Origin of the sequence: Collinsella sp. AF31-11, from assembly GCF_003475605.1 — a bacterium.
Taxonomy (GTDB): Bacteria; Actinomycetota; Coriobacteriia; order Coriobacteriales; family Coriobacteriaceae; genus Collinsella.
Window position 1 is genome coordinate 73,644 of the sequence record NZ_QRQS01000011.1, and the last position, 25,309, is coordinate 98,952.

Here is a 25,309-nt window from a genome sequence, read left to right on the forward strand (position 1 = left end):
CATGGCTTCTTCTGATGCAACACAACGAGCAGTCCTTGCCGGACTTTCGTGCGGGATCGGCCTTGCCGCTCCCGTGGTTATGTATGCCGCGACGCTGCCGTTTTCGTCGGTGAACGAGACGGTCGTGGCGGGTGCGGTTCCCTTTGCCGTGGGCGCCGTGGCGGGCGTGGGTATCTATGCCGCCTCGCTGGGTATCTCCGAGTACCGTGCGCAGCGTGAAGAGCGTCTGTTCCAGCCCGATGCCATGGGCGGTGCCGCCAATCTCAATCAGCATCAAAGCGAGTTCAAGACCGCCTCGATTCCAGTTCAGCAGCAGGATGCGACTCCTTATGCTGCCGCTTCTGCTTCTCAGACTCAGTCGGAGCAGTCTACCTCGGCATTCCTTTCCGGCCTGACCGGTGCGTTCCAGCGCCGTCATGCCGATGATGGTGTCCCTACCATCGCTCGAGCCGCAGATGCTATGGACGAGGCGGAGGCTTGGTCCATGATCGACAGTATACTCGACGACGATTCGCCGGTGAGCTGCGACCCTGCACGCTCGCGCGACGTCTATCAAGTCGCCATCGACGAGCTCACCAATGGCGGACAGACCGGCTCCTTCAATCGCGATGACATCGCCGCCGCGGCACGTGCCGTGTCTGGCTCCCAGGCCGCCCCTGCGGGCAGCACGGCGGCTTTCGTGGCACTCGTTGCCAACGCCGCAGCCAATAACGCCTGCAGCGCCACCTCGGCGGACGTGAACGCTTCTGCCGGTAATTCGTACGTTGATGAAGCCATGACCGCGGATGAGGAGGCCGTTGCCGCCCGCCGTGCCGCCGAAAGCTCGCTTTGGGGCGCTCCTGCCCAGCAGCAGGCGGCTGAGGCTGCGCCGTACAACGCAAACCTCGCCAGCATGCCTATCATCTCCGGTGCTGCGGACATCGATCTCGATGACCTCGATGAGCCTGCAGCCATCACCGCATCGATTGATGCCCAAGATCACATCGACACCGGCGACCTTCCGGACGCCTCGCTCGAGGTTGATGTCCCTATGGCCGACTACTCGGGCCACGAGGACATGTGGGCCGCCGCCACCGCGATTCTGGATGAGATCGACGAGCCTGCTCCTGTTGCGGCCCCCGCTCCCGTCGCTGCCCCTCAGCCTGCTGCCCCCGCCTATGTCGGCCGTCACAGCGCTGTGTTCCCCGAGGATACCGCCCGTATCTCGCGCGAGAGCATCGAGCGGGCCGAGGCTATTGCCGCCGGCATTATGGAAAATCGTCGTCACGAGCGCGTCAATCAGATCCTAGAAGAAGAGATCGAGCGCCTGCAGTCCTCTACTGCCAAGCGTACGGGCCGTGCCTATCTGAGCGTTATCGAGGGCGGTACCGCCAGCTTCGCGCCGCTCCGCGCGGAGGCATAACTTCTGCATGGTTAAGATCAATCGAAAATGGGCGGTCGTGACCTGCCTGATGGCACTCTTGATCTGGGGCAATTCGCTGGTTCCCGGCTCGGGGTCGGGCTCGCTGAGCCTGACGGTCATGGAAGCTATCCGCGGTTTCCTGCACGGCGTGGGACTTCCATATGCATGGGTGACCAACTTTGTTGTTCGCAAGTGCGCGCATTTTACCGAGTATATGGTGCTCGGCATCCTGGCAACGCACGCCTTTGATTTTGAGGGCCGGCGCACCTTTGACGTGCTGCTGCCCACGGCGGTGTTCCTGCTGCTGATTCCCTCGATCGACGAGACGATTCAACTCTTTGTGCCGGGACGCGCCGGCATGATCACCGATGTGATGATCGACTGCTGTGGAGCGGCAACGGGCGTTGTGCTCCGATATCTCTTACGGTCGCTGATGTGCGCCAAAAAGGCCGCCTAGGACGTATTGTTTGGTCCTAGGCGGCCTTTTTTATTTGAGGGTTTATATGAGGCGTGGTGGCGTCGTTCCGTAGGTCGGATTTGCCGGGCGTGCCACGTCCCGTGGGTGCGTCTGCTACTGAAGCGCCTGTGCGCCCAGGGCCAGGCAGCCCATAATGCCCTGCTTGCCCTCGAGGCTGTTGTTGACGATGTAGTTATCGATGTCGTTGACCTCGGGCGTGACGATATAGCCGTTGAGCATCTCAGCGCACTTTTTGCGTGCGAGCGGCACGATGGGGGTGTGGTCGGCCACGCCTCCGCCGATGATGATCTTTTGCGGCGCGTAGCACAGCGTGTAGGTCATGAGCGCCTGTGCCAGATAGCCGGCGAGCAGGTCCATGGCCTCCGGGTCATCGGCCATGTCTCCGGCGCTCTTGCCATCCCAGCGCTTTTTAACGCCGGGGCCGGCGATGAGGCCCTCGAGACAGTTGTCGTGGAAGGGGCAGGCGCTGTGCTCGCCAATGGTGTCGCGCGGGTCGCGCGTGACCAGGATGTGGCCGGCCTCGGGATGCATCATGCCGTGCACGAGCTTACCGCCCGAGAGCACGCCGGCGCCCACGCCGGTGCCGATGGTCAGGTAGACCACGTCGGTGAGGCCCTGGGCGCAACCAAAGGTGACCTCGCCCAAGCAGGCAACGTTGACGTCGGTGTCGTAGCCACAGGGAATATTGAGCTCGTTTTGGATGGTGCCCAGCAGATCAAAGTAGCGCCATGCCGTTTTGGGCGTCTCCAGGATCTTGCCGTATTGGGGCGACGCGGGGTTGACTGCGGTGGGGCCAAAGGCGCCGATGCCCAGCGCGGTGATGCCCTTGTCGGCAAACCATGCATTGACGGCCTCAACGGTCTCCTGCGGGGTCGTGGTCGCGATCTGCTCACGCTCCAGGACCGTACCGTCTGCATAGCCCGTGGCGCAGACCATCTTGGTGCCGCCGGCCTCGAGCGCTCCGATAAGCTGCTGTTCTGCCATAGTATTCCTCTCTCTGGGACGAGTTGCTCCGTGACTAAAGTATAGGGCTCTAAACTATTTAAGAAAGCGTTATAAAAAGAAGCCTCGCAACGCGGCGGGCGGTGCGAGGCTTCTTTGGTTGCTTTAGTTGCTGGGCCGTCCTTACCCGCGCGGCTTGATTTTATCACGTAGCGACTTGAGGTTCTCCAGCGCCGCGTTAAGCGTCTCGTCTCGCTTGGCAAAGTGGAAACGAATCAGATGGTTGACGGGCTCGCGGAAGAAGCTCGAGCCGGGCACGGCGCCCACGCCCACCTTAGACGCGAGATCCTCGCAGAATTCGAGGTCGCTGTCATAGCCAAACTCAGAGATGTCCATCATGACGTAGTAAGCGCCCTGCGGCACGTTGTGCTCAAGACCGATGCTATCGAGCCCCTGGCAGAACAGGTCGCGCTTGGCGGTGTAGAGGGCGAGGACCTCCTGGTAATAGCTGTCATCGAAGTTGAGGGCGGTGACGACAGCTTCCTGCAGGGGAGCGGCGGCACCCACGGTGAGGAAGTCGTGGACCTTCTTGATGCGCTCGGTGATCTGGGCCGGGGCAATGGTGTAGCCAAGACGCCAGCCGGTGATGGAGTACGTCTTAGACAGCGAACTGCAGCTGATGGTTCGCTCGAACATGCCGGGCAGCGTGGCCATATAGACGTGCTCGTGGGGCGCGTAGACGATGTGCTCGTATATCTCGTCGGTAATGCAGTAGGCGTCGTACTTTTTGCAGAGGTCGGCGATAAAGGTGAGCTCCTCGCGCGTAAAGACCTTGCCGCAGGGGTTGGAAGGGTTGCACAGGACGATGGCCTTGGGGTCGTTGTCGCGGAAGGCCGCCTCGAGTGTCTCGCGGTCAAAGTCGAATGTGGGCGGGTTGAGCGGCACGTAGATGGGCTCGGCACCCGAAAGGATCGTGTCGGCGCCGTAGTTCTCGTAGAACGGCGAGAAGATGACGACCTTATCGCCGGGGTTCGTGACCGTCATCATGGCGGCCATCATGGCCTCGGTGGAGCCGCAGGTGACTACGATATTCTCGTTGGGGTTCACCGGCATGCCCATAAAGTGCTCCTGTTTGGCGGCGAGCGCCTCGCGCATGGCCTGGGAGCCCCAGGTGATGGAGTACTGGTGATAGAGCGGCTTGGGGTCGCTGGCTATGGTGCTGAGGCTATCGAGCAGCTGCGCCGGGGGATCGAAGTCAGGGAAGCCCTGCGAGAGATTGACAGCGCCGTACTTATTGGAGATGCGTGTCATGCGGCGGATAACCGAGTCGGTAAATCTTGCCGTGCGGTTGGAGAGTTCTTTCATGACGGTCCTTTCGAGGATTTGCAGTGGGGCAAGTTTACTCCTATGAAACCGGTGGGATTTGCTCGAAATGGTCTCGAAAAACTCTTTTCAAAATTCTTGAAAATTGGGGCTTGCATCGCGTGGCGTTCCTTGCAATAATAGTCGAGCGCGAAGCGCACAGGACACGGTGGGTGTAGCTCAGTTGGCTAGAGCGACGGGTTGTGGTCCCGTAGGTCGAGGGTTCGAGTCCCTTTACCCACCCCAGTTCTTGCTTCGTGTTGATATCGGGTCGTTAGCTCAGTTGGTAGAGCAGGGGACTCTTAATCCCAAGGTCCAGGGTTCGACCCCCTGACGGCCCACCACACGATATCTCCTCTAAAGTCCGCCATAACGGACTTTAGCTTTGGGTCGTTAGCTCAGTTGGTAGAGCAGGGGACTCTTAATCCCAAGGTCCAGGGTTCGACTCCCTGACGGCCCACCAAAGCAAGTTAAGGCGGTCAACTTCGGTTGGCCGTCTTTTTTGTTGACCTTGCATGGGGTCGAACCCGTCGGGGCGCGAAGTTGGGGAAATGCGTGAGCATTTACCAGCGTAGCGCGCAAGGCGCCTTGGCGCCGCAGCGGTCGCCTGCAAAGCAGGCTGACCCCCTGACGGCCCACCAAAGCATTGTAAAGCGACTGGCTTCGGCTGGTCGTTTTTTTGTTGACCTTTCATGGGGTCGAACCCGAAGGGGCGCGGAGCTGAGTAATCTGCACCGTGATTCCCTTAGGGAAACACGGCTAAAGCCCCGTAGGCGTGTTCTCCTTAGAGGAATCATGCTTACGGGGCTCGATGCATGTTGAAAAGTTGTGATCAAACTCAAAGTGAGAATCGATTTAGTCTGCTCGATAGTGCGATCCGAGACTTTCGGTTCGGTTGCGCATGGCTTTGACTATTTCTTTTGCTAGCTGAATCTGCGATTCCAGGCGGGCAAGGGCTGCGACTTGGCTGTCATGAGCGTTTCGCATGCTCAGAGTCGTTGCTTCCGTCTCCAGGCTCTCAATCTCCTGCAGTGCTGTGGAGAGGCCTCTTTCGGTCCTGTTGATCATGCAATAGGTACTCATCGTGTGTTTGAGGCTGCGAGTCAGACGCTCGGCGTCTGTTGTGGCAATGTCGTACTGGGGGAGGGCGATATCCGCCTTAGGGGCCTCCTCAAGTGCATTCTGTGCTGCTTGGGCTGCCGATGCGCCCGCGATCCGCCCAAACACGATGCCGTTGGCGCTTGACAGGCCACCAATGCGATCGGCGCCGTGCATGCCGCCTGTTGCCTCGCCACAGGCGTAGAGGCCCTCAACGCCCGTGTACGCGGTTTTGTCGATCCTGATGCCGCCGTTGGCGGCGTGGGCATACATCGCCACGCGCATCTCGTCGCTCGGCGCGATACCGTGCTCGTCTTGTAGCCAGGTGGCAAAGGTCTGCACAAACTCGGGGACGTCCTCGCGGGGGAAGTCGTAGTGGAGCGCCAAGCCCTCTGCACCTGCCTGATCTATGACGAGGTCGATGGCGCGGGAGGCTAAGCGCGAGGTGAAAGGGCCATATCCGGAGCGCTGCTCAAGCAGACCGTCCAGCTTGCCGTCGGCAATATCGACCGGCTGGTCTACATGTACGTAACGCCAGGTCTTTTCGTTAAAGACAAGGTTTCGCTTAGGCTCGATGAAGCCGGGCATCATCTGCATGAACTCTATATTAGTAAGGGACGCACCGTGCGCCAGCGCGATTCCCTGTGATGAGCTGAGCACGTCGGCGGAAGTGAGGCTGCGCTCGAACAGGCCGCCTGTGCCGCCCGCAGCGATGACAATGGCCTTGGCTGCAATAGGCACGAGATGCTCGCTTGCGCGGTCGTAGAGCACGGCGCCGGTAATCTTCCCGGTTGTGTCCTCAACAAGGTCGATAAGCTCATGGCGGGGGAGCAGGCGAATGCCGAGCGATTCGATCCGGGCCGTACACGCGTCCTCAAGGGGCTTGCGGGTGAGGCCGCGCCACATGCGCGTCTTGTGGTCAAAGCAGGGGATAAACTGCTTTTGCTGAGCGCTCTCAGCGCTTTGCGGACGCTGGAGCTCAACGCCTAGGTCTTGCTCGAGCCATTCAATTGCCTGGGGAATGCCGTGGACGAACGTCTGGACGAGCGTAGGGTCGGCAACGCCGCCACCAACGGTCTGGATGGTGCTGATGAGGTCCTGTTCGTCGTCTTCGTCGACGGGGCCAATAAGACCAAGGCCCCAGGTGCCCGGGAAGAAGCTCGATCCGCTCATGGTCTTGCCGGCGCTTGCGACGGCAACGGTCGCGCCCGCGCTCGCCGCTTCGATAGCGGCACAAAGGCCCGCAATGCCAGATCCAATTACTAGTACATCAGTCGATTCCATCGGATTCCTTTCTCGTCCGGCGCATTGTCGCATGGGTGATCGGCAATGGGGCCGCAAAGACTCGGCAAATCGGTAAAGGGCAAATATGGCAGGTGGGCGTCATGGGCGCGTGATGGTTCCGTCTCGCTGCAACTCATATTCCCCTGCAGCTGATATATCGGTAGTAGATGGTCTTGCGACGGGGTAGCTAAAATAGCCCCGTCCCAAATTAGCTACCCCTCTGGAAGAAAAAAGAGCCGCTACCCGGGTGGGTAGCGGCTCTAAAGCTCAACTATATGAGCATCGCGCGGGCGCGATTAGGCCTTGAGGGCCTCCTCGACGGCGACAGCGCAGGCGACGGTGGCACCGACCATGGGGTTGTTGCCCATGCCGATGAGACCCATCATGTCAACGTGCGCAGGCACGGAGGAAGAACCGGCGAACTGGGCGTCGGAGTGCATACGGCCCATGGTGTCGGTCATGCCGTAAGAGGCAGGGCCGGCGCCCATATTGTCCGGGTGCAGGGTACGGCCAGTGCCGCCACCAGAAGCGACGGAGAAGTACTTCTTGCCAGCCTCGATGCGCTCCTTCTTGTAGGTGCCAGCGACGGGGTGCTGGAAGCGCGTGGGGTTGGTGGAGTTACCGGTGATCGAGATATCGACGTTCTCGTGCCACATGATGGCAACGCCCTCACGGACGTCGTCGGAGCCGTAGCAGTTAACGGCAGCGCGGGGACCATCGGAGTAGGGGATGGTCTCGACGACCTTGAGCTCGCCCGTGTAGTAGTCGAACTGGGTCTTCACATAGGTGAAGCCGTTGATGCGGGCGATGATCTGGGCGGCGTCCTTGCCCAGACCGTTCAGGATAACGCGCAGCGGCTTCTTACGAGCCTTGTTGGCGTTCAGAGCCAGGCCGATGGCGCCCTCAGCGGCAGCGAAGGACTCGTGGCCAGCCAGGAAGGCGAAGCACTCGGTGTCGTCGGAGAGCAGCATAGCGCCCAGGTTGCCGTGGCCCAGACCGACCTTGCGGTCCTCGGCGACGGAGCCGGGAACGGTGAAGGCCTGGATGCCCTCGCCGATGATGGCGGCAGCCTCAGAAGCGGACTTGGCGCCACGCTTGACAGCGAGAGCGCAACCGAGGGTGTAAGCCCACTCGGCGTTCTGGAAGGCGATGGACTGGGTGTTGTTGACGATCTCACGCGGGTTGAAGCCCTTGTCGGTGCAGATCTGCAGAGCTTCCTCGAGGGAGGCGATGCCGTTGTCGGCGAGGCACTTGTTGATCTTGTCAGCGCGGCGCTCGTAACCTTCGAACGTAACAGTCATAGTTATTTCCCTCCCTTTCTACTCGTGAACCGGGAACACGCTGGCGACGGAGTGAGTCTCCTCGTCGGTGCGCGGGTCGATGTACTTGGCAGCGTTCTCCCACTGACCATAGTGGCCCATAGCGCCAGCGATGGCCTCCTCGGGGGTCTTGCCGGCCTTGACGGCGTCGGTGAACTTGCCGAGGTTCAGGAACTCGAATGCGATGATCTCGTTCTTGTCGTTGAGAGCCATGCGGGTGACGTAGCCCTGAGCGAGCTCGAGGTAACGAGCGCCCTTGGCCTTGGTGCCGAACATGGTGCCGACCTGAGAGCGAAGGCCCTTGCCGAGGTCGTCGAGGGAGGCGCCCACGGGCAGGCCGCCCTCGGAGAACGCGGTCTGGCTGCGGCCGTAAACGATCTGCAGGAAGATCTCGCGCATAGCAACGTTGATGGCGTCGCAGACGAGGTCGGTGTTGAGGGCCTCGAGGATGGTCTTACCGGGAAGGATCTCGGAAGCCATGGCGGCAGAGTGGGTCATGCCCGAGCAGCCGATGGTCTCAACGAGGGCCTCCTCGATGATGCCGTCCTTGACGTTCAGCGTGAGCTTGCAGGCGCCCTGCTGAGGTGCGCACCAACCCACACCGTGCGTAAGACCGGAGATGTCGGAAATCTCCTTAGCCTGGACCCACTTGCCCTCCTCGGGGATGGGTGCGGGGCCGTGGTATGCACCCTTGGCAACGGGGCACATGTTCTCCACTTCCTGTGAGTACTGCATGCCTCTCCTCTCTATCGTGTTGGCGTCCCGTCTGGGGGTCGTGGCTGGCGATTGCCGGGCGACCCTTCGAAAGGGACATGACATGCAGCCCCTATAATACCGCGAAATGCACGGAATATTCGGCGAACGGCTCAGTTTTCGTAGCGAGAAGTCCGGAAGTTTAAATTGAAACGGTTTAACTCTATGTTCTGTGGTCGCGAACTTCCGTAGAGGGGGTTCGTATTGGGCAAGCTTTTGGTCAGCTCTTGTATGCGTTGCGGGGGCTGACCTGTTGCAACGGTGCCGTTCGCCGCCTATTTACCGCCTTTGGCCGCGCGAGTCCATTGTTTTGCGTGGATGTTTTGATGGCACGCTTCAATCGTGCTGTATTAGATGGCAAGCAGATCCCGGCGAAGGGAGCGCCATGCAGCGCGTTTGGAGAACGGTTACCGGCTTTTACCATGTCTGTGCCCGCGGTACGGGCAAGCAGCTCATCTTTGAGGGCGACGAAGACCGGTGGGAGTTTTTGGAACTGATGCGCGACTGCTGCCGCGAGGCGGGTGTGACGGTTATCGCCTGGTGCCTTATGGGCAATCACGTGCATCTTGTGCTTGCAGATTACGAGGACGCGATGAGCGCGGCGATGCACCGGCTGCTTTTGACGTACGCGCGGCGGTTCAATAAACGCACGGGGCGCACGGGCCATCTGTTCCAGAACCGTTTTGACCGGCGCTCGCTCGATACCGACCGTTATCTAATGGCTGCCATTCGCTATGTTCACGCTAATCCGCAGGAGGCGGGTATCGCCCTGATCGAGCGCTATCCGTGGAGCAGCTTTGCCGAGTATCTACGAGCGTATGACAACGATACGACGAGGGGATTTTCCGACCCTTCTTGCGTGCTCGAGCTCTTTGAGTCTGCCAAGGGGTTTCTGGATTATTCTCTGTCGATGCCAGATGGTTCCGATCCGGTGATTCACGATATGGATGAGACGGAGTGGGAGCGGCGTGCGTTTGCCGACAAGATGGCGAATCGCCTGGGCGTGCCGCTCAACGAACTCAAGACCGTAGCACCGTCGCGGCGAGATGGAATCATTTTCTCCCTGCACGATGGCGGCTACACGGTGCGCGAGATTGAACGCTATACGGGAATCAGCAAGAGTACCGTCTCTCGTATCGTGCGCGCTTATGCGCGGGCGAAGGCTCAGGCTGAGGGCTCGGAATAGAAAATGGCCGAACCGCTCTTGTCAAGCGATTCGGCCAACATAATTCTTAAGATTTGGGACAAATACTACTGATTATTTTGTCCCGTGAGCATGCCGTCGAGGGTGCGCCAGGCGAGCTCGGCGCATTTGACGCGGGCGGGCATGTGCGAGATGTCCTGGAGCTGGGCGGCTTCGTCCAGGTCTTCCAGGTCCTCCTCGGAGAGCTTCTCGCCGCGGATCATGGCGAGGAAGAGCTCTGCCAGGCGGCGAGCTTCCTCAACGGTCTCGCCGGTGATGAGGTCGGCCATGATGTCAGCGCTGGCCTGACTGATGGCGCAGCCGTGACCGGTAAACGAGGCCTCCTCGATCACGTCGTTCTCGACGCGCAGCTGCAAGGTGAGCTCGTCTCCGCAGCTGGGGTTGATGCCGTCGTGCTCGTGCGTGGGGGCATCCATCTCGTACTTATAGTCGGGGTGCGAGTTGTGCTCCATAAATGTGGTGGAGGTGTACAGATTACCCATTGAACGTGCTCCAAACGTGATGCAGACCGGCGATGAACTTGTCGATGTCGGCCTTGTCGTTGTAGAAGGCCACGCTGGCGCGGCAGCAGGCGAGGTTCTCGACGCCCAGCCAGGTGAGCAGCGGCTGCGCGCAGTGGTGACCGGCGCGGATGCAGACGCCGTCCATGTCCATGATGCTCGCGACGTCGTGCGGGTGGATGCCGCGGACGTTAAAGCTCACGACGCCGTGATGGTTGTCCCAATAGATGGATCCGATGATCTGGACAAAGTCGAGCTGCATGAGCTCGCCCATCAGATAGTGGACGAGTGCCTGTTCGCGAGCCTGGATGTTCTCGTAACCCACGGTGTTGACCAGGTAGTCGAGTGCCGCACCCGTGGCGAAGATGCCGGCGGCGTCCTGCGTACCTGCCTCGAACTTCTCGGGGACAGGAGCCCAGACGGCGTCCTGCTCGGTGACCGAATCGATCATCTCGCCGCCGGTGAGCATGGGCGGCATGGCGTTGAGCAGGTCCATCTTGCCCCACAGCACGCCGATGCCCATGGGGCCCATGGCCTTGTGCGCGCTAAAGGCAAAGAAATCGGCGCCCAGGTCGGCCACATCGACCGGCATGTGCGGCAGCGACTGCGCGCCGTCGACAACCAGATAGCCGCCGTATTTGTGCACGAGCTTGCCGAGGTTCTTGACCGGGTTCTCGACGCCCAGCACGTTAGAGACCTGACCCACGGCCAGAATCTTGGTCTTGGGACCCACCTTGGCAAGAACCTCCTCGGTGGTGAGCTGACCGGTCTTGGTGGGGTAGAGGTAGACGAGCTTGGAGCCGGTCTCGCGGCAGACCTGCTGCCACGGAATCAGGTTGGAGTGGTGCTCCATGATAGTGATGACGACCTCGTCGCCCGGTTCGAGGACCGTGGGCGCAAAGCTCTTGGCGACCAGGTTGAGCGACTCGCTCGTGTTGCGGGTGAAGACGACCTCGTTGGCCTGGGCGGCGCCGATGAGGTCGGCGATCTGCTGGCGCACCTTTGCGATGGCGTCGGTGGCCTCGACGGACAGCGAGTACAGGCCGCGCAGGGGATTGGCGTTCATGCGCTGATAGAAGTCGCGTTCGGCGTCGAGCACACAGGCAGGGCGCTGCGCGGTGGCGGCGCTATCGAGGAAGGCGATCTCGGGGTGCTGCTGGAACAGCGGGAACTGGCCCTTGTAGGGGTTGGTCTCGATGTCCACAGTGGGCCAGCCGCGCGAAGCCTCGTCGCTGGCGTCGAGCTCCATGGGCTCGGGGGCAGTACAGGTATCGCATTTAACGTGCTCGGTGTCGATCATGCGAGCTCCTCCTCAAAGTTGTCGATCAGGTTGTTGCCCAGGCGGACGACGGCGGCGCGGGCGCGCTCGTCGGTGGCAGAAAGCACGGCGTCCTCCAGCTTGGCGCGGATGAACAGGTCCTCGGCGGCGTTTTGGTCAAGGCCACGGCAGGCGAGGTAGAACAGCTGCTCGTCGCGGACGTGACCGATGGTAGCGCCGTGATTACCGGCGACGTCGTCCTCGTCGCAGAGGATGACGGGAACGGTCTTGTTGTCGACGCCCTTGTTGGCCAAAAGCACCGTTTCGCGCTCGGTGCCGGTTGCACCCTTGCAGCCGTGCACGAGGTCGATGGTGCCGCGGTAGACCTTCTTGGACGTGCCGGTCAGCACGCCGTTGGCGTCGATCTCGCACTCGGTCTTACGACCGCGGTGGCGCAGCTCGTAGTTAAAATCGCGCACCTGATCGCGGGCGCCCAGGTAATCGGTATCGATGGTGACCTTGGCGGTATCGCCCAGCAGGTCGCCGGCAAGGCCGGTGGCGCTGGCGCCAGCACCCAGAACGGTGTGCTGCACGTTGACGCGCGCGCCCTCGTCCAGGAACAGGCCGGTGTCGTCGAGCGCGATCCAGCTATCGTCGAGCGTCTGCGTGCAGGCCACGTTGACGGTGGCGTACTCGTGGGCGCACACGCGTAGCACAGAACCCACGACGCCCTCGCCGGCAACGGGGGAGTCCAGGGCGATCTGCAGGTCGAGCGTCGACTGGGGACGGGCGACGACGTCGATGGCGGCGATGGCCGCGGCTGCATCGACACCGCTCACGCGCACGGTAACCGTGGCGTGCTTGTATGCGGGCACATCGATGACGACGCGCTTGGTGGCGTGGTCGGCCAGGTAGGTGTAGGCAGCCTCGCCCATGCCAGTCTCGAAGGCCTCAGCGGGGGAGAGCTCCTCCTCCAGCTTAATGGCACCGGCCTGGTAGACGGAGGTGGCGGGCACGTCGAGCTCGGTCTCGGGCGTGATGCGGGCGCGGTCGGCGGCATCACCCGGGGCGGAGGCGCGGCGCTCGGGGAAGCGCTCGGCCATGGCGTCCATGGCGGCGTCGAACGCGTCTGCCACGCCAGCAAACTGCTCGTCCAAGCCCTCAACCTCAATGGTCTCGGCGGGAGCGGCGGCAAGCTCGTCAGAGAGCTCGAGTTTGGTCTGGTTCATTTTCAACCAGCCCCAGGTTGCTGCGGGCATCGCGTTGACCTGCTCGAGTGTGGTGGCAGCGGTGTTGGTTTCCTGTTTCATTATCCGATCGCTCCTTCCATCTCGAGCTTGATCAGGTTGTTCATCTCGACGGCGTACTCAAGCGGCAGCTCCTTGGAGACCGGGTTGGCAAAGCCGTTGACGATCATGGTGCGGGCCTCTTCCTCCGAGATGCCGCGGCTCATCAGGTAGAACACCTTGTCGTCGCCGATGCGGCCGATGGTGGCCTCGTGGCCGATGTCGACGTTCTTGGCGCGGATGTCCATGGCCGGAATAGTGTCGGAGCGGCTCTGGTCGTCGAGCATCAGCGACTGGCAGCTCACGGTTGCCTTGGAACCCTCGGCCTTGGGTGTCGCCACAATAGAGCTGCGGAACGTCTGGATGCCGCCGCTCTTGGAGATGCCCTTGGTCTCGACGGTCGCCGAGGTCTCGGGGGCGTTGAGCACGACCTTGCAGCCGGTGTCGAGGTTCTGCCCGGCGCCGGCAAAGGTGATGCCGGTAAAGCTCGAGCGGGCGCGGCGGCCGTTGAGCACGCTCATGGGGTAGAGGTAGCCCACGTGGCTGCCGAAAGAGCCGCTGATCCACTCGATGTCGCCGTCCTCGTCCACGCGCGCACGCTTGGTGTTGAGGTTGTACATGTTCTTGGACCAGTTCTCGATGGTCGAGTAGCGCAGGTGTGCGCGCTTGCCCACAAAGAGCTCCACAGCGCCGGCATGGAGGTTTGCCACGTTGTACTTGGGCGCGGAGCAGCCCTCGATAAAGTGCAGGTCGGCATCGTCCTCGACGATGATGAGCGTGTGCTCAAACTGGCCGGCGCCCTTGGCGTTGAGGCGGAAGTAGCTCTGCAGCGGGAAGTCGAGCTTGGTGCCCTTGGGCACGTAGACAAACGAGCCGCCCGACCACACGGCGCCGTGCAGGGCCGCAAACTTGTGGTCGGTGGGCGGGATAAGCGTCATAAACTTCTCGTGGATGAGCGGCTCCCACTGCGGGTCGTGCAGGGCCTCCTCGATGCCGGAGTAGACGATGCCCATCTTGGACGCGGTGTCCTGCATGTTGTGGTAGACGAGCTCGGAGTCGTACTGCGCGCCGACGCCTGCCAGATAGCTGCGCTCGGCCTCGGGGATGCCCAGGCGCTCAAAGGTGTTCTTGATGTCGTCGGGCACCGACTCCCAGTCGTGCTTTTGGTCGGTGTTGGGCTTGACGTAGGTGACGATGTTGTCCATGTCCAGGCCCTCGATGGAGGGGCCCCACGTCGGGTCGGGGAAGCGGTTGAAGATCTCGAGGGACTTGAGGCGCAGGTCGAGCATCCACTGCGGCTCGTCCTTCTTGGCGCTGATCTCGCGCACGATGTCGGGCGTGATGCCGGCGTCGAGGCGCTCGAAACCCTCCTCGCCATAGGTGAAGTCGTAGAGGCTGCGGTCGATGTCCGCGACCTCGGTGCGGTTCTTGGTCATTGCGTCGCCCCTTTACGCCTGCTGCTCGGCAGCGGCGGCCTCGGCCTGGGCGCGCTGCTCGGCGGCCTCGCGCTCGAAGGTTTCAAAGCCGTTCTTGTCGATCCAGGGGATGAGCGAGGCGTCGTCCTCGCGCACGATGTGGCCCTTGACCATAACGTGGACGCGGTCGACATCCAGGTGCTCCAGGATGCGCGTGTTGTGCGTGATGATGAGCATGGAGCCGTCGCAGCTCTTGCGGTAGGCGTCCATGCCGTGGCTGACGGTGGACAGGGCGTCGACGTCCAGGCCCGAGTCGGTCTCGTCCAGGATGGCGAGCTTGGGCTGCAGCAGCAGAAGCTGGAGCATCTCGACCTTCTTCTTCTCGCCGCCCGAGAAGCCCACGCCCAGCTCGCGGTTGAGATAGGCGGTATCCATGTTGAGCTCGGCCGCGAGCTCCTTCACGCGGCGGCGGAACTCCTTGCCCTTCATCTCCAGGCCGGGGCGGCCGGCGATGCTGGCGCGCAAAAAGCTCGACAGCGGCACGCCGGGGATCTCGACCGGCGCTTGGAAGCTCAGGAACAAGCCGGCGCGCGAGCGCTTGTCGGTGGTGAGCTCGGTGATGTCCTGGCCGTCAAAGACGATACGGCCGCCGTTGACCGTGTAGACGGGGTCGCCCATGACCAGGTGGCCGAGGGTGGACTTGCCGGCGCCGTTGGGGCCCATCAGCACGTGGGTCTCGCCGGCGGCGACGTTGAGGTTGACGTTGTGGAGGATCGTCTTCTCGTCCACGGAGGCGGTGAGACCTTCGATGGAAAGCAGCGGATTTGCGCTCATGCTGTCCCTCTCTGTATATGGTGTACTCATAGGTGCACTAAACCCTAGGAATCTTCTCGGAATAAAGTTACTATGGGTTCGGCGTTAGTCAAGGGAAAACCCGACTAATCCACTCGACTTTTCAAATTCTGGGACAAAATAACCTGTTGTGTTTGTCCCACTTACTTAAGATTTGGGACAAACAAACCTGGTTATGTTGTCCCAGATGCGATGGGAGGGTAGGTATGCTCATTTCTTCCAAGGGCCGCTATGCCCTCCGGCTGATGATCTATATCGCGGCGCTGGGCGACGCCGAGGGCAAGATTGCCCTTCGTGAGGTTGCCGACCGCGAGCATATCTCGCAAAAGTACTTGGAGCAGCTGGTCCGTCCGCTTATGAAGGCGGGCCTGCTTAAGAGCGTGCGCGGCAAGGGTGGCGGCTACATGATGGCCAAGGACCCGGCCGAGGTGCGTGCTGGCGACATCCTGCGCGCTGTCGAGGGCAGCACGGCGCCCGTGGCGTGCGACGGTATCGACAACAGCTGCACCCGCAGCGATTTGTGCTCGACCGTCAAGTTCTGGCGCGGTCTGGACGACGTGATCGAAAAGTACGTCGACGGCGTAACGTTGGCCGACTTGGCTGCCGTTCCAGAAATTAACTTCGACATTAAGCTGTAGGGGTGCAAATGGCATCTCTCGACAAGGTGTACAAGCAAATCGAAGTTTTTGCTCGGGAATGTGACGCTGAGAAGGTCGTGTTGTTTGGTTCTCGTGCTCGAGGCGACAACTTGCCCAAGAGCGATATTGACATCGCCGTAGCAGGTTGCCGGGATTTCGGCCGTTTCTCATATTTGATCGAGGAACATCTTGATACTCTTTTAGATGTAGATGTCGTCAATCTCGACGAGTCCCTATCGCAGCAATTGCTCGATGAGATTGCCAGGGATGGTGTGATTCTGTATGAAAAAATATGAGAACTTTGTTAGCGCCTTGGCGAATCTTGAGGATGCGCCCAATCAGGATCTCAACAATGATTTTGTTCAGAGTGGATTGATTAATAAGTTCAATCTTCAATTTGAACTGAGCTGGAAGCTCCTTAAGCGTCTGCTCGAGTATGAGGGCGCCACGCTTGCCGCGTCGGGGTCTCCTCGTGCCATCTTGAAGGAGTCGTACCGATTTTACGACTTTATTGATGAGGCGGCCTGGCTAGACATGCTCAGAGACCGCAATACGAACGTCCATATCTACGACAACAAGCTCGCTCAAGATTTGATTCAGCGCATCTTGAACGTCTATATCCCCGCTTTCTGTCAGTTGAGGGACGGGCTGATGGAGCGATACGGCGAGCTTCTGATGGCGCCCGACGACCAGTTTGTTTAATTCCTTAAGATTTCGCGGAGGGTTGTTGCCGTTTACCGAGGGGTTGTTGTGCAACAACGGGCGAGCTGCAATACTTAACTTTATCTTTGCAAACCGCACTTTAACTACACCAATGCAGGGAGGATCTTATGCAGCCTAAGCATTCTGCTATTGTCGCGGGCCTGACGCTGGCGCTTTCGTTTGGCGCCGTTTCCGCGCCGGCACCCGCCGCTGCCGAGGAGCCCACGCCGGGCGTTGCCTCGGATGCCACCGATATCGATAAGGGTCTCTACACCCAGCAGTCCTTCTCGGGCGTGCTGAGGTCGGTCCAGGGCGTTTCGTTTGTCAACGTGACTCCCGAGATGAAGTACTTCACCAAATATGAGAGCCATGGCAACTATAACCAGGGCTTTTCGTATGGTGACGGCTACAACGCGCTGGGTTATTACCAGTTCGACCGTCGTTGGTCGCTCATTCCGTTTATGAAGCAGGCCTACAACTACAACCCCGAAAAATACAGCATGCTCAAGGATGCGATTGATCGCGGCAGCGAGATTTCCAACACGAGCAATGCCATGTACGAGAACGGCCAGCTCACCGAGTTGGGCCGTATCGCTCAGGATGCCTTCCAAGGTGCGTACAACACCGATCCTGTTGAGTTCTCAGCACTTCAAGATGCCTATGCGTACAACTCGTACTATGCGGTGACCGAGGCGTGGCTCAAGAGCGGCCTTGGTATTGATATTTCGGGCCGCGCCGATTGCGTCAAGGGCATGGTGTGGAGCATTACCAACATGTGCGGCACTGGTGGCTGCAGGGACTTTTTCCGCTGGGCGAATCTTTCCAACGATATGTCCGACCGCGAGTTTGTGACGGCGCTTTCCAACAGCGTGGTCAATAACGTGGCGACCAAGTATGCAAGCCAGCCCCAGTATCATGAGGGCTGGAAGAATCGTTATAAGAATGAGCTGAAGGACTGCTTGGTTTATATCGCTGAGGACGAGGCTGCCGCTGCGACGCCTGTGCAGCCCGAGCCTACGCCGGCGCCCTCGCCGACACCTGATTCGAATGACGGCTCGAGTGACGATGTCAACGATGACAAGATGGATGCGCCCTCGACCGATGCTGACGGTGATGGCTCTACTGGTGGCACTACCAACGATGGCTCTACCTCGAACGGCTCCGATTCGAACGGCTCTGCTGCGGGCGATTCGTCTTCAAGCTCTGCCGGCAATACGGGCAGCGCCGCCTCTGGTTCGACCGACGCTGGTTCCTCCGGCTCTTCCACTGGCTCGAGTGATTCGTCGATTGACACCGGCTCTAACAACGGCTCCGGCTCTGACGCAACCCCTGATTCCGATGCTTCCAAGGACAACTTGAATAAGGCGCCGGACGCTCCCGTTGCTTCTCCGGACAAGAAGCCTTCTTTCTCCGAGCAGCTTGGTTCTACGCTGGGTTCTTCGCTGATGGCTGGCGTCAATAACGGCTCGGCCCAGAACAAGGACAACTCTGATCAGGTTTCCACGGAAAAGACCGAGGTCGCAAAGGGCGACTCCAAGGACGAGACTTCCAAGAAGACCGAATCCGATAAGGGTCCTAGCTCTGATGAGAAGGACGAGGGTAAGAAGTCTGAATCTGAGGAGAAGGACAAGAGCAAGACCGAGGGCGAAAAGAAAAAGACCGAGGACGACGACAAGAGCGGTGCCGACAACCAGAGCCAAGAGCAAAATGGCTCCAAAACGGTGACCACTACTACCACGACGACTACAACTACCAAGTCATCTGGCGGCAATATGCCCAAGACGGGCGACTTGATCGTGATGGCGAGCCTTGCCAGTGCAAGCTTGGCCACACTGGGCGCTACGTCTATCGTAAGTGGTAAGCATAAGCTCGATCAGCAAAAGAAGGCTGCTAGGCAGAACGACTCCGAGGAGTAGTCCCTTTCGGTTGCCCGACAACTAAAGATCCGCAATGGGGCCCGGTGCAGTTGCATCGGGCCCCATTTTGTTGCACAACGATTTGTTATGCCCCCTCAAGGCCTTTGTTCCTACCGTTGCCCGATGCCTTTGCACGGATCCAGCGTTGCACTTGAACTGCTCGCTACAATGGGCTTCGTGCTGCGTTTTAGGGAGAAGTTACGGTGTCTGAACAGGAGTATTGCAACAGTGACGATACTTTTGGCGTACGGCTTGTCAACCATGTCGATGATGCGGTTTTGCCGGTCGGTGTGCATGATTTTGCCGATGCCATTGGTCGTTGCATGCTGGTTGACAAGACCATGTTTATTGCCGATGTGTTGGACTGCGACGCGTCCGTTGTGGTGTGCTGTCGACCCGAGGGTTTTGGCAAAAGCATGAACTTGTCGACGCTCAGGGCTTTTCTGGAGCGTCCAGCGGTTGGTCGCGCTGATCAGCGTTTGTTTGCCAATGCTCAGATTTGGGATGCAGACGGTGGGCGCTATCGGGATGAATATGCTTGCTATCCGGTGATATCGCTGGACTTTTCTGGCGCTGCGAGGCTTGGTGCCGCTATTGCCGACGTCGTGCGCGATGCCCTTTCGGGCGAGTGCGCTCGCTTGTTGGCGCTCTTGGAGGCTCCTGATTTAGCTCGAGATAAGGTGCGTCACATCGAACGTGTTGCGCGTGGCGTGGCGAGCGCGGACGAGGTTGACTCGGTGCTCGGTGTGCTCATTGAGCTGCTGGAGATGGCCTGCGATGAGCAGGTTGTATTGCTCGTTGATGGGTACGATGCGGCGTGGTCTCGCCGTGCGAGCGCGAGGGACGCTTCCGACGCCGATCCGGCAGGGCTATTCGATCGCGTGCTGTTCGACGCCATTGCCACTGCGCGCGATTCGTTGCGGCTGACGTGTCTGATGGGGGAGTGTCCCGGTCCTGCCGAAGCGGCGCTTTCTTCGCGCGGCTGCTCGTATTGTCTGTCGACGCCGCTTTCGACGTGGTGTGACCGTTGGTTCGGCTTTTCGGATGCCGAGGTCCAGGCTCTGTTGAATCATGCTGGGCGCGAGGAATACCTGGATGATGCGCGTGAATGGCTCGAGGGGTATCGGTTTGGCAGGGCCTATTGCTCGAGCCCAGAGCGTGTGATCGGTTTTCTGGACCGAGGCTGCACGGCGCCTGTGCGTGCCGATCTGTATGGATATGCCGATTGCCTGAATAGGGTAGTTGCCGGGTGGAATCTCGACCGCCTTTCGGTCTTGTTTGATTTGCTCGAGGCCCATGGGTGCGCTGAGGTCCCGCTTTGTTTGGGCACTGCAGAGCCAGATGTTTCGCCTGACGATGGCATGTGGACAGCGCTGTATCTGTCCGGTTTCCTGACGACAGATATGACTGAGGAGCCAGAGCATGGCGATCGCCTCCGTGTTTTGCGATTGCCCAATAAAGAGCTTCGCCAGGTCTTGCGTCTAGTAATTGTTGAGTGGTTTGAGTGCGCTGCCGAAGACATTCGAGACGTCGATGCGTTTCGCGACGGGCTGTGCCGTGGGAACGAGGATACCGTGAGGCGGGCGCTAAGCCGCATCCTGGGGGATGCGGGAATCGGTGAGACCGACCCAGATAAGCCGCTGCCATATCATCTGCTCTTGCGGGGTCTCTGCTTTGGCTTGCCGGGCTATGCCAATCCTGCCTCGAGGCGAAAGTGTGGCGCGGGTCGCTGGGACATCCAGATTTTCCCTACGAGTGCTGTGTTCGACGTAGCAGACACGATTGGCATGCTGGACGAGCGCCCGCTGATAACGATTAACTTGATGTATGACCCCGATGTGGATGCGTTGGGCCTGGAATTGCTGGCCGTGCAGTCGCTACTCGACATAGAGCGCGACGGCATCGACGAAATCCGTGTGCCGCGACCCGGCGTGGGTCGCATGCGCTGGGGGTTCGGTTTTGATGGGCAGCGTGTGTCCGTGGTGTGCCAACGTCTGTAGCGGCGGGCGAAAGCCCTTTACTGTTCCGTGTCCTTCAGGGGCGGCATGGGCTTCCAGTTGGGGTCCTTGACGATCTTGCGGGCGTCCTTCATGCCTCGGCGCAGCGCCGGAATGCCGGTCTTAAAGCACTTATCGACCGCAGCCAGGCGAATGAATTCCTTGCAGAAGGTCGCGGCATTGCCCAGGCGGAACAGCATGGGGTGGTAGTCACCGTAGATCTGCATATAGCGAGCGAGGAAGCCTCGGTTGCGCATGATGTAGTAGCGGTTGGTGTCGCTCGTAGAGTTGAGCTGGCGCTTGCCGGCGATATCCCAGTTAGAGACGGCGCGGGCTCGCTTGAGAACCACGTCGGCAACAACGGCGGCGGGGAAGTGTTGGCTGGCTACGTAGCCGTAGCAGGCATCGTCGCCGTAGATAAAGAAGCGCGCATCGGGCAGGCCGATCTTGTCGACCACGCGGCGCGAGAACATGCCGCCCTCAAAGCACAGCTGGTTCATGGCGCGATAACCCTCTGGACCCAAGTCCCACTTGGCGACGGGGTTGGGAATGCCGAGCGAAAGGATGAGTTGGTACTGCCAAAAGAAGGCGCCGCCGTCAAAGTCCAGGCGCGAACCCTGGATGACATCATAGCGGTCGGTCCACTTGGCAAGACGCTTGATGCCTTCGGGGATGACGAGCACGTCGTCGTCCATGACCCAGAACCACTGGGCCCCCAAGTCGTAGGCGCATTTAGTACCGGCGGAGAAGCCGCCCGCACCGCCGCCGTTTTCGAGCTGCGGGACGTAGATGACACGGTCGGTGCCGCCCTGCGCGTCAGGCTGCTCGGTGTCGATGCCCCACAGGTTAGCCAGGCGCTCGTTGAATGCGGTGCACATGGCCTCGGTCTCGCGCGAATTTTCGTTATCGACAATCACGATGCGCCAGGGCGTTGCTGTGAGCTCGGTCATGGAGTCGAACAAGTTGGCCAGGAGTTCCTGGCGCTTGTACGTAACGACGACGATGGCGAGCTTGTCGATGGGGGCGGGAAGGGTTGAAGGCATGGGGCAATATATCCTTTCACGCGCGGCGCGCATGCGCTGCACGGAAGCTATCGAATACGTCCTTGGGACTGTCCTATTGTAGAGGCTCGGCGCACCTTGACGGCAAGCTTTGAATAAAACGCAGGAACCTGCCACGGCTGTAGCGGCTTTAGCGTCTGACGGCAGCGTGTCTATTGCCGCTTGAGCTTGCGAGCGATAAAGCTTCTGGCTGCATCGATGATGAGAAGTGCCAGAGCAAAGACGATGCTAATGACGGTACCCGTGAAGATGTATATAGCTACCGGGCTGTTTTGGCTGACCAGTATGTTTGCGAGCAACGTATTGAAGACGGGACGCCACAGGCTACTGGTGAGTGACTGCATCACATAGAAACCAAGCGTGGCGGTCGATAAGGTGACGATGACACCTGCAGTCCGCGGATTGCCTGAGGCACTGCGTCGGGTTGCCGCAAAGAGCAGGCAGGCGGCAGCGAGGGCAAACGAGATCAGCGAGGTCGATTTGTAGGAGAGGATTGTCATCGCTGTGAGGTTGTCGGTGAAGGAGAGTGCTCCTTCCAGGATGATGGTGAGCACCAAAACCGTTACGAGCGAGCGCATGCCCAAGGCGCCCACCCTGTCCGAATCCATGACATCGGTAACGTCGCGGAGCAGTCCGCCGATCAAAAACGCGACTACGTACGTGACGGCGCTCATGAACTTTTGGAGCCAAGAAAACTCGCCGGCGCTTGTCGCACTCATAGCGGCTAAATACCCGTTAACAACAAATGCGAGGATGCCAACGGCGATGACCGTCGCCGTGTAGCTCTTCCGGGGGAGTCGACTCCTTGCTAGTCCAAACCATGGCGCCATGAAGACCGTGGCGGCATAGACCCAAATGAACTCGAGTCCCAGGGTATACCAGTTGTGCGTGTTGAGGGCTACATCAGGAATGGGTGAGACGACCGTGGACCACGCGAGCGCCACGAGGCAATAAAACGCAGTGGGCATAATGACCTTGCCAAGGCGCTGCGCCGTCCGTTGCATTTGCGACTTCCACGTTGCTCCACCGTCCCAAGCACGCGCGGCCGAAGCGATGAGAAAATAGCCCGAGATCATAAAGAAGACCTCGTTGGCCCAGCAGCCAAGCAAGTTAATGAACCCCAGCAGTCCCGAATAGGGGAAGGCGGCGAGCGGTGCATATTCCGGCACGCTGATGCAGACGGCCTGGAAGGTCCACTGAAACGTGTGGAATACCGCGATGCCAGCGACCGCTACCAAGCGCAGCGCTTCGATGGAGGTGTTTCTGCTTGTTTTGCTGCCCATCAGACTATTTTCCAGCGCGTGCGTTGTATGAACCAAAGTGCGATGTGATCATTTTTAGAGTTTGCTTGGGCCCCTTGTTCCATACGTTATACAGGCCCTCGCCCACGAGGTCCTTGGCGTATGCGCAGTAGCTGATTTTAGGGTTGGCGATGCCCATATACTCGGCATAGAGCTTTTTGGCCGCAGGGGTAATGCGAGGATTGGCAAATACCAGCTCTTGCGGCATGCGTTCGAACATCCTGTGGATCGCCCGCTCGATTTCGGGGTGGCCATCAATTCCGGTGTGCTCAATCATGATGCCCATATAGGTGAAGCCACGTGTGATTTGGGGTGTCCAAACGGCGGGGTCGGTGACGTTGAGCCGCTCAAGAATATCGACCATGTCGTTCCAGCGATTAAACGGCATCAAGGGGTCACGCTTTGCCAGAGCAGCTGCCTTTTCGGGTGTTTCCTCGCGGTAGCAGTAATACGGCTTGGGCCAGTAAGCGATCGCCTTTGCCTGACAGAGCGTTTCGACAAGGAATGGATTGTCGGCCCAGCCCGCACCGGGGATTTCCTTAAACCAGATATTGTTTTGCATTAGGAAGTCGCGACGATAGATTGCCGACCAAATGGACGGATGATGGGCCAGCAGGTGTGGAGCGTCGTGAATGGTGAACGGTTGCCGAGACGGTTTGATGCGACCACGATATGCGCAATGTAGTTTGACCTCTTGGGGGGTATCGGGGTTGCGAATGATCCAATACGGGGTCTCAATAATATCGAGCTTGTTCGGACCGCCAAATTCGCGCTTGGCAAAGGCAAACATGTCGGAGTACATTCCGGGCTCGATCCAGTCATCGGGCTCGAGGATGGCAATCCAGTCGCCCATTGCCTCGCGAATGCCCAGATTGCAGGTTGCGCCATAACCCTGGTTTGCCTTATCGATCACTCGAACGCGTGAGTCGCGCGCAGCGAAATCTTGCATAATGGCGAGCGAGTTGTCGGTGGATCCGTCGTTGATGGCGAGGATTTCCAGTTCGATTTTGTTTTCGTTTAATAGGCTGCCTATAGCCTGAGAAAGATACGGCTCGGCATTGTAAGTAGGCACGATTACGGTCAGCATTCAAACACTTTCTCTAGGCGATTTGGAAGAATTATACCTAATTGCATTTGCAACGGTTTTAGTTGCGTTCGCCTAATACTGCCAAGGGCTGCACGACTATTGCTGACGCTGCGCCTGTAATGGATGTCAGCGATCGGCTGCAATAAAAATGTCGGCAGTGGCGAGACGGTTGTCCTTCCCATTCTTGCTCGTTATGGGACCAATCGATTGTGGACGCGGACTGAACCTAAAGACCAATCGTTGCCCAACAGGACGCGTGGGTTCGAAGGTGCCCTACAGGCATCTTCGAACGATGCACGTATGAATGCATGGTTTAAATCTCAATCCATTTGGGAGTAGCAGAATAGGCGTGACAGCGCACTGTTCTCTGCGGTTAAAAAGGCACCGGCCTCATGTTTTGATGCCGCTGCTTCTACCGTGGACGCGATGGTCGATTTTGATGCCGAACTCGGCCAGCTGGTGTTTACATATAAGCACTGCCGATGGTAGTTACCATCGCGATAGGATTCACTCTATGAGCGACGGATATCGTGGCACGTCGAGCCTTTTTGCGGACATCGCATATCGCATGGCGATGTTGAACCCCGCACTAGGGGATCGTGTGCTCAAGACGCCGGGCGTGGTAATGATTGACGAGATCGACCTTCATTTGCACCCTCGTTGACAGGCACGAATTCTGGAGGACCTCGTTCGCATCTTCCCCAACGTGCAGTTTGTCGTGACCACGCATTCGCCGGTTGTCGTGGCTTCAGTGCCTCGTGACAATATTTGCATTCTTGATGGCGAGACCACGTCGGTTCCTGCGACGGAGACACACGGACGTGATGCGGGAGACATTCTCAACACTGTTTTAGATGCTTCCTCGCGTCCCGAGGAAGCAGCCCATTTGTTCGATGCATTTAACCGTGCTGTAGACGAAGGACGTCACGCCGACGCTAACTGTGCGGGCTTGGCCCCCGTCCCCCCAATCTAGTAGACTCTAAACCGTTGCTAGATTAGGGGGATTTTCCATGAAACGCTCCATGAAACGAGTTTCCGGGGCCGCCGCCGTCCTCGCGGTCGCTGCCGCCCTGGCCCTGTGCGGGCCCGCGGCCTACGCCGCCCCCGCCGCGGCGGGGGACACGCAGCCGCTCCCCGGCGAGGCGCAGCCCGCCGGCGGGGAGTCCGGCGCCCAGGACGAGGCCGCCCAGGCCGAAACCGCCCAGGCCGACGGGGGCCAGGCGGAGGCCGCGCAGTCCGATGGGGCCACTGCCGTCTCGCTGTCTTATTCCGCCCACGTCTCCAATATCGGCTGGATGGGCGCCGTCGCCGGCGGCGAGACCGCCGGCACGACCGGCAGGGGGCTCCCCCTCGAGGCGCTGCGCCTCGTCCTGTCCGACGCCTCGACCGGCGAGCCCCTCGGCTCTGACGCCATATCCGTCGAGGCCCACGTCTCCAACGTCGGCTGGCAGGCC

The 25,309-nt window shown here is 59.7% G+C and carries 21 protein-coding genes, 3 tRNA genes and 1 pseudogene; 12 read left to right on the plus strand and 13 right to left on the minus strand.

What is annotated here, in order from left to right; translation table 11 throughout:
- Nucleotide 1 precedes the first annotated feature (1 nt).
- Together DWZ22_RS08125 and DWZ22_RS08130 are read left to right on the plus strand one after the other, a co-directional pair.
- Nucleotides 2-1,402 (plus strand): hypothetical protein, encoded by a 1,401-nt coding sequence (locus DWZ22_RS08125; protein ID WP_118405867.1) that lies wholly within the window; start codon nt 2-4, stop codon nt 1,400-1,402.
- 7 nt (nt 1,403-1,409) lie between these two features.
- Nucleotides 1,410-1,859: a VanZ family protein gene (locus DWZ22_RS08130; protein ID WP_117735610.1), complete on the plus strand. Its 450-nt coding sequence runs from the start codon at nt 1,410-1,412 to the stop codon at nt 1,857-1,859.
- A 114-nt stretch (nt 1,860-1,973) separates the two neighbouring features.
- Here DWZ22_RS08130 and DWZ22_RS08135 read toward each other — a convergent pair whose 3' ends face one another.
- Nucleotides 1,974-2,864 (minus strand): ROK family protein, encoded by an 891-nt coding sequence (locus tag DWZ22_RS08135; protein WP_118405868.1) that lies wholly within the window; start codon nt 2,862-2,864, stop codon nt 1,974-1,976.
- A 141-nt stretch (nt 2,865-3,005) separates the two neighbouring features.
- Nucleotides 3,006-4,187, minus strand: a complete 1,182-nt coding sequence (locus DWZ22_RS08140) for a pyridoxal phosphate-dependent aminotransferase (protein WP_118405869.1) — start codon at nt 4,185-4,187, stop codon at nt 3,006-3,008.
- Nucleotides 4,188-4,353: 166 nt separating this feature from the next.
- Between DWZ22_RS08140 and DWZ22_RS08145 the strand changes: the two genes are divergently transcribed.
- The 3 genes from DWZ22_RS08145 to DWZ22_RS08155 all read left to right on the plus strand — a co-directional run bounded on the left by DWZ22_RS08145 (nt 4,354) and on the right by DWZ22_RS08155 (nt 4,647).
- A tRNA-His gene (locus DWZ22_RS08145) sits at nt 4,354-4,430 on the plus strand.
- A gap of 22 nt (nt 4,431-4,452) precedes the next feature.
- A tRNA-Lys gene (locus tag DWZ22_RS08150) sits at nt 4,453-4,528 on the plus strand.
- A gap of 43 nt (nt 4,529-4,571) precedes the next feature.
- Nucleotides 4,572-4,647: transfer RNA gene (locus DWZ22_RS08155), tRNA-Lys, on the plus strand.
- Nucleotides 4,648-5,039: 392 nt separating this feature from the next.
- Here the strand turns inward: DWZ22_RS08155 and DWZ22_RS10620 are convergent.
- From DWZ22_RS10620 to DWZ22_RS08170, 3 genes are all read right to left on the minus strand, one after another.
- Nucleotides 5,040-6,566: an FAD-dependent oxidoreductase gene (locus DWZ22_RS10620; RefSeq protein ID WP_118405870.1), complete on the minus strand. Its 1,527-nt coding sequence runs from the start codon at nt 6,564-6,566 to the stop codon at nt 5,040-5,042.
- A gap of 296 nt (nt 6,567-6,862) precedes the next feature.
- Nucleotides 6,863-7,867, minus strand: coding sequence for a GGGtGRT protein (locus DWZ22_RS08165; protein ID WP_117640944.1), 1,005 nt, complete (start codon nt 7,865-7,867; stop codon nt 6,863-6,865).
- An 18-nt stretch (nt 7,868-7,885) separates the two neighbouring features.
- The gene (locus DWZ22_RS08170; RefSeq protein ID WP_006235554.1) at nt 7,886-8,620 is read right to left on the minus strand and encodes an iron-sulfur cluster assembly scaffold protein; all 735 of its coding nucleotides are present in this window, start codon (nt 8,618-8,620) and stop codon (nt 7,886-7,888) included.
- Between the two features lie 403 nt (nt 8,621-9,023).
- Here DWZ22_RS08170 and DWZ22_RS08175 point away from each other — a divergent pair, with 403 nt between their 5' ends.
- Nucleotides 9,024-9,824 (plus strand): transposase, encoded by an 801-nt coding sequence (locus DWZ22_RS08175; protein WP_118405871.1) that lies wholly within the window; start codon nt 9,024-9,026, stop codon nt 9,822-9,824.
- Between the two features lie 65 nt (nt 9,825-9,889).
- Here the strand turns inward: DWZ22_RS08175 and sufU are convergent, their stop codons facing one another.
- Genes sufU through sufC form a run of 5 tightly spaced genes read right to left on the minus strand, consistent with a single transcriptional unit; the run spans nt 9,890 to nt 15,135 of the window.
- Entirely contained in the window at nt 9,890-10,324 is a 435-nt protein-coding gene (gene sufU, locus DWZ22_RS08180; RefSeq protein WP_118346008.1) for a Fe-S cluster assembly sulfur transfer protein SufU, read from the minus strand.
- Complete coding sequence (locus tag DWZ22_RS08185; protein ID WP_199569723.1) at nt 10,317-11,642, minus strand: aminotransferase class V-fold PLP-dependent enzyme; 1,326 nt, start codon at nt 11,640-11,642, stop codon at nt 10,317-10,319. The genes sufU and DWZ22_RS08185 overlap by 8 nt, the downstream gene beginning before the upstream one ends.
- Nucleotides 11,639-12,910, minus strand: a complete 1,272-nt coding sequence (locus DWZ22_RS08190) for a SufD family Fe-S cluster assembly protein (RefSeq protein ID WP_118405872.1) — start codon at nt 12,908-12,910, stop codon at nt 11,639-11,641. Before DWZ22_RS08190 ends, DWZ22_RS08185 begins: the two co-directional genes overlap by 4 nt.
- Nucleotides 12,910-14,322, minus strand: a complete 1,413-nt coding sequence (gene sufB / locus DWZ22_RS08195; RefSeq protein WP_022094821.1) for a Fe-S cluster assembly protein SufB — start codon at nt 14,320-14,322, stop codon at nt 12,910-12,912. The genes DWZ22_RS08190 and sufB overlap by 1 nt, the downstream gene beginning before the upstream one ends.
- Before the next feature lie 12 nt (nt 14,323-14,334).
- Nucleotides 14,335-15,135, minus strand: coding sequence for a Fe-S cluster assembly ATPase SufC (sufC, locus tag DWZ22_RS08200; protein WP_118405873.1), 801 nt, complete (start codon nt 15,133-15,135; stop codon nt 14,335-14,337).
- Nucleotides 15,136-15,359: 224 nt separating this feature from the next.
- Between sufC and DWZ22_RS08205 the strand changes: the two genes are divergently transcribed.
- The 5 genes from DWZ22_RS08205 (at nt 15,360) to DWZ22_RS08225 (ending at nt 20,409) form a co-directional block, all read left to right on the plus strand.
- Nucleotides 15,360-15,791 (plus strand): Rrf2 family transcriptional regulator, encoded by a 432-nt coding sequence (locus tag DWZ22_RS08205; protein ID WP_055310594.1) that lies wholly within the window; start codon nt 15,360-15,362, stop codon nt 15,789-15,791.
- Nucleotides 15,792-15,799: 8 nt separating this feature from the next.
- Entirely contained in the window at nt 15,800-16,087 is a 288-nt protein-coding gene (locus DWZ22_RS08210) for a nucleotidyltransferase family protein (protein WP_006235563.1), read from the plus strand.
- Nucleotides 16,074-16,493: an HI0074 family nucleotidyltransferase substrate-binding subunit gene (locus DWZ22_RS08215; protein ID WP_055286557.1), complete on the plus strand. Its 420-nt coding sequence runs from the start codon at nt 16,074-16,076 to the stop codon at nt 16,491-16,493. Before DWZ22_RS08210 ends, DWZ22_RS08215 begins: the two co-directional genes overlap by 14 nt.
- 128 nt (nt 16,494-16,621) lie before the next feature.
- Nucleotides 16,622-18,409 carry a hypothetical protein gene (locus tag DWZ22_RS08220; RefSeq protein ID WP_118405874.1) on the plus strand — a complete coding sequence of 596 codons (1,788 nt, stop codon included), beginning with the start codon at nt 16,622-16,624 and terminating at the stop codon, nt 18,407-18,409.
- Nucleotides 18,410-18,612: 203 nt separating this feature from the next.
- Entirely contained in the window at nt 18,613-20,409 is a 1,797-nt protein-coding gene (locus DWZ22_RS08225; RefSeq protein WP_118405875.1) for an AAA family ATPase, read from the plus strand.
- Nucleotides 20,410-20,426: 17 nt separating this feature from the next.
- Here the strand turns inward: DWZ22_RS08225 and DWZ22_RS08230 are convergent, their stop codons facing one another.
- From DWZ22_RS08230 to DWZ22_RS08240, 3 genes are all read right to left on the minus strand, one after another.
- Entirely contained in the window at nt 20,427-21,449 is a 1,023-nt protein-coding gene (locus DWZ22_RS08230; protein ID WP_118405876.1) for a glycosyltransferase, read from the minus strand.
- A gap of 170 nt (nt 21,450-21,619) precedes the next feature.
- Nucleotides 21,620-22,750, minus strand: a complete 1,131-nt coding sequence (locus DWZ22_RS08235; protein WP_118405877.1) for an acyltransferase family protein — start codon at nt 22,748-22,750, stop codon at nt 21,620-21,622.
- 4 nt (nt 22,751-22,754) lie between these two features.
- On the minus strand, nt 22,755-23,855 hold the full coding sequence (locus tag DWZ22_RS08240) for a glycosyltransferase (RefSeq protein ID WP_118405878.1): 1,101 nt from the start codon (nt 23,853-23,855) through the stop codon (nt 22,755-22,757).
- A 1,010-nt stretch (nt 23,856-24,865) separates the two neighbouring features.
- Here DWZ22_RS08240 and DWZ22_RS10155 point away from each other — a divergent pair.
- Nucleotides 24,866-25,309, plus strand: a pseudogene (locus tag DWZ22_RS10155) (hypothetical protein); the annotation flags it as partial.

Coding starts and splice junctions, on each gene's coding strand:
- DWZ22_RS08125 (WP_118405867.1), top strand. CDS start 2: ATGGCTTCTTCTGATGCAACACAACGAGCAGTCCTTGCCGGACTTTCG.
- DWZ22_RS08130 (WP_117735610.1), top strand. CDS start 1,410: ATGGTTAAGATCAATCGAAAATGGGCGGTCGTGACCTGCCTGATGGCA.
- DWZ22_RS08135 (WP_118405868.1), bottom strand. CDS start 2,864: ATGGCAGAACAGCAGCTTATCGGAGCGCTCGAGGCCGGCGGCACCAAG.
- DWZ22_RS08140 (WP_118405869.1), bottom strand. CDS start 4,187: ATGAAAGAACTCTCCAACCGCACGGCAAGATTTACCGACTCGGTTATC.
- DWZ22_RS10620 (WP_118405870.1), bottom strand. CDS start 6,566: ATGGAATCGACTGATGTACTAGTAATTGGATCTGGCATTGCGGGCCTT.
- DWZ22_RS08165 (WP_117640944.1), bottom strand. CDS start 7,867: ATGACTGTTACGTTCGAAGGTTACGAGCGCCGCGCTGACAAGATCAAC.
- DWZ22_RS08170 (WP_006235554.1), bottom strand. CDS start 8,620: ATGCAGTACTCACAGGAAGTGGAGAACATGTGCCCCGTTGCCAAGGGT.
- DWZ22_RS08175 (WP_118405871.1), top strand. CDS start 9,024: ATGCAGCGCGTTTGGAGAACGGTTACCGGCTTTTACCATGTCTGTGCC.
- sufU (WP_118346008.1), bottom strand. CDS start 10,324: ATGGGTAATCTGTACACCTCCACCACATTTATGGAGCACAACTCGCAC.
- DWZ22_RS08185 (WP_199569723.1), bottom strand. CDS start 11,642: ATGATCGACACCGAGCACGTTAAATGCGATACCTGTACTGCCCCCGAG.
- DWZ22_RS08190 (WP_118405872.1), bottom strand. CDS start 12,910: ATGAAACAGGAAACCAACACCGCTGCCACCACACTCGAGCAGGTCAAC.
- sufB (WP_022094821.1), bottom strand. CDS start 14,322: ATGACCAAGAACCGCACCGAGGTCGCGGACATCGACCGCAGCCTCTAC.
- sufC (WP_118405873.1), bottom strand. CDS start 15,135: ATGAGCGCAAATCCGCTGCTTTCCATCGAAGGTCTCACCGCCTCCGTG.
- DWZ22_RS08205 (WP_055310594.1), top strand. CDS start 15,360: ATGCTCATTTCTTCCAAGGGCCGCTATGCCCTCCGGCTGATGATCTAT.
- DWZ22_RS08210 (WP_006235563.1), top strand. CDS start 15,800: ATGGCATCTCTCGACAAGGTGTACAAGCAAATCGAAGTTTTTGCTCGG.
- DWZ22_RS08215 (WP_055286557.1), top strand. CDS start 16,074: ATGAAAAAATATGAGAACTTTGTTAGCGCCTTGGCGAATCTTGAGGAT.
- DWZ22_RS08220 (WP_118405874.1), top strand. CDS start 16,622: ATGCAGCCTAAGCATTCTGCTATTGTCGCGGGCCTGACGCTGGCGCTT.
- DWZ22_RS08230 (WP_118405876.1), bottom strand. CDS start 21,449: ATGCCTTCAACCCTTCCCGCCCCCATCGACAAGCTCGCCATCGTCGTC.
- DWZ22_RS08235 (WP_118405877.1), bottom strand. CDS start 22,750: ATGGGCAGCAAAACAAGCAGAAACACCTCCATCGAAGCGCTGCGCTTG.
- DWZ22_RS08240 (WP_118405878.1), bottom strand. CDS start 23,855: ATGCTGACCGTAATCGTGCCTACTTACAATGCCGAGCCGTATCTTTCT.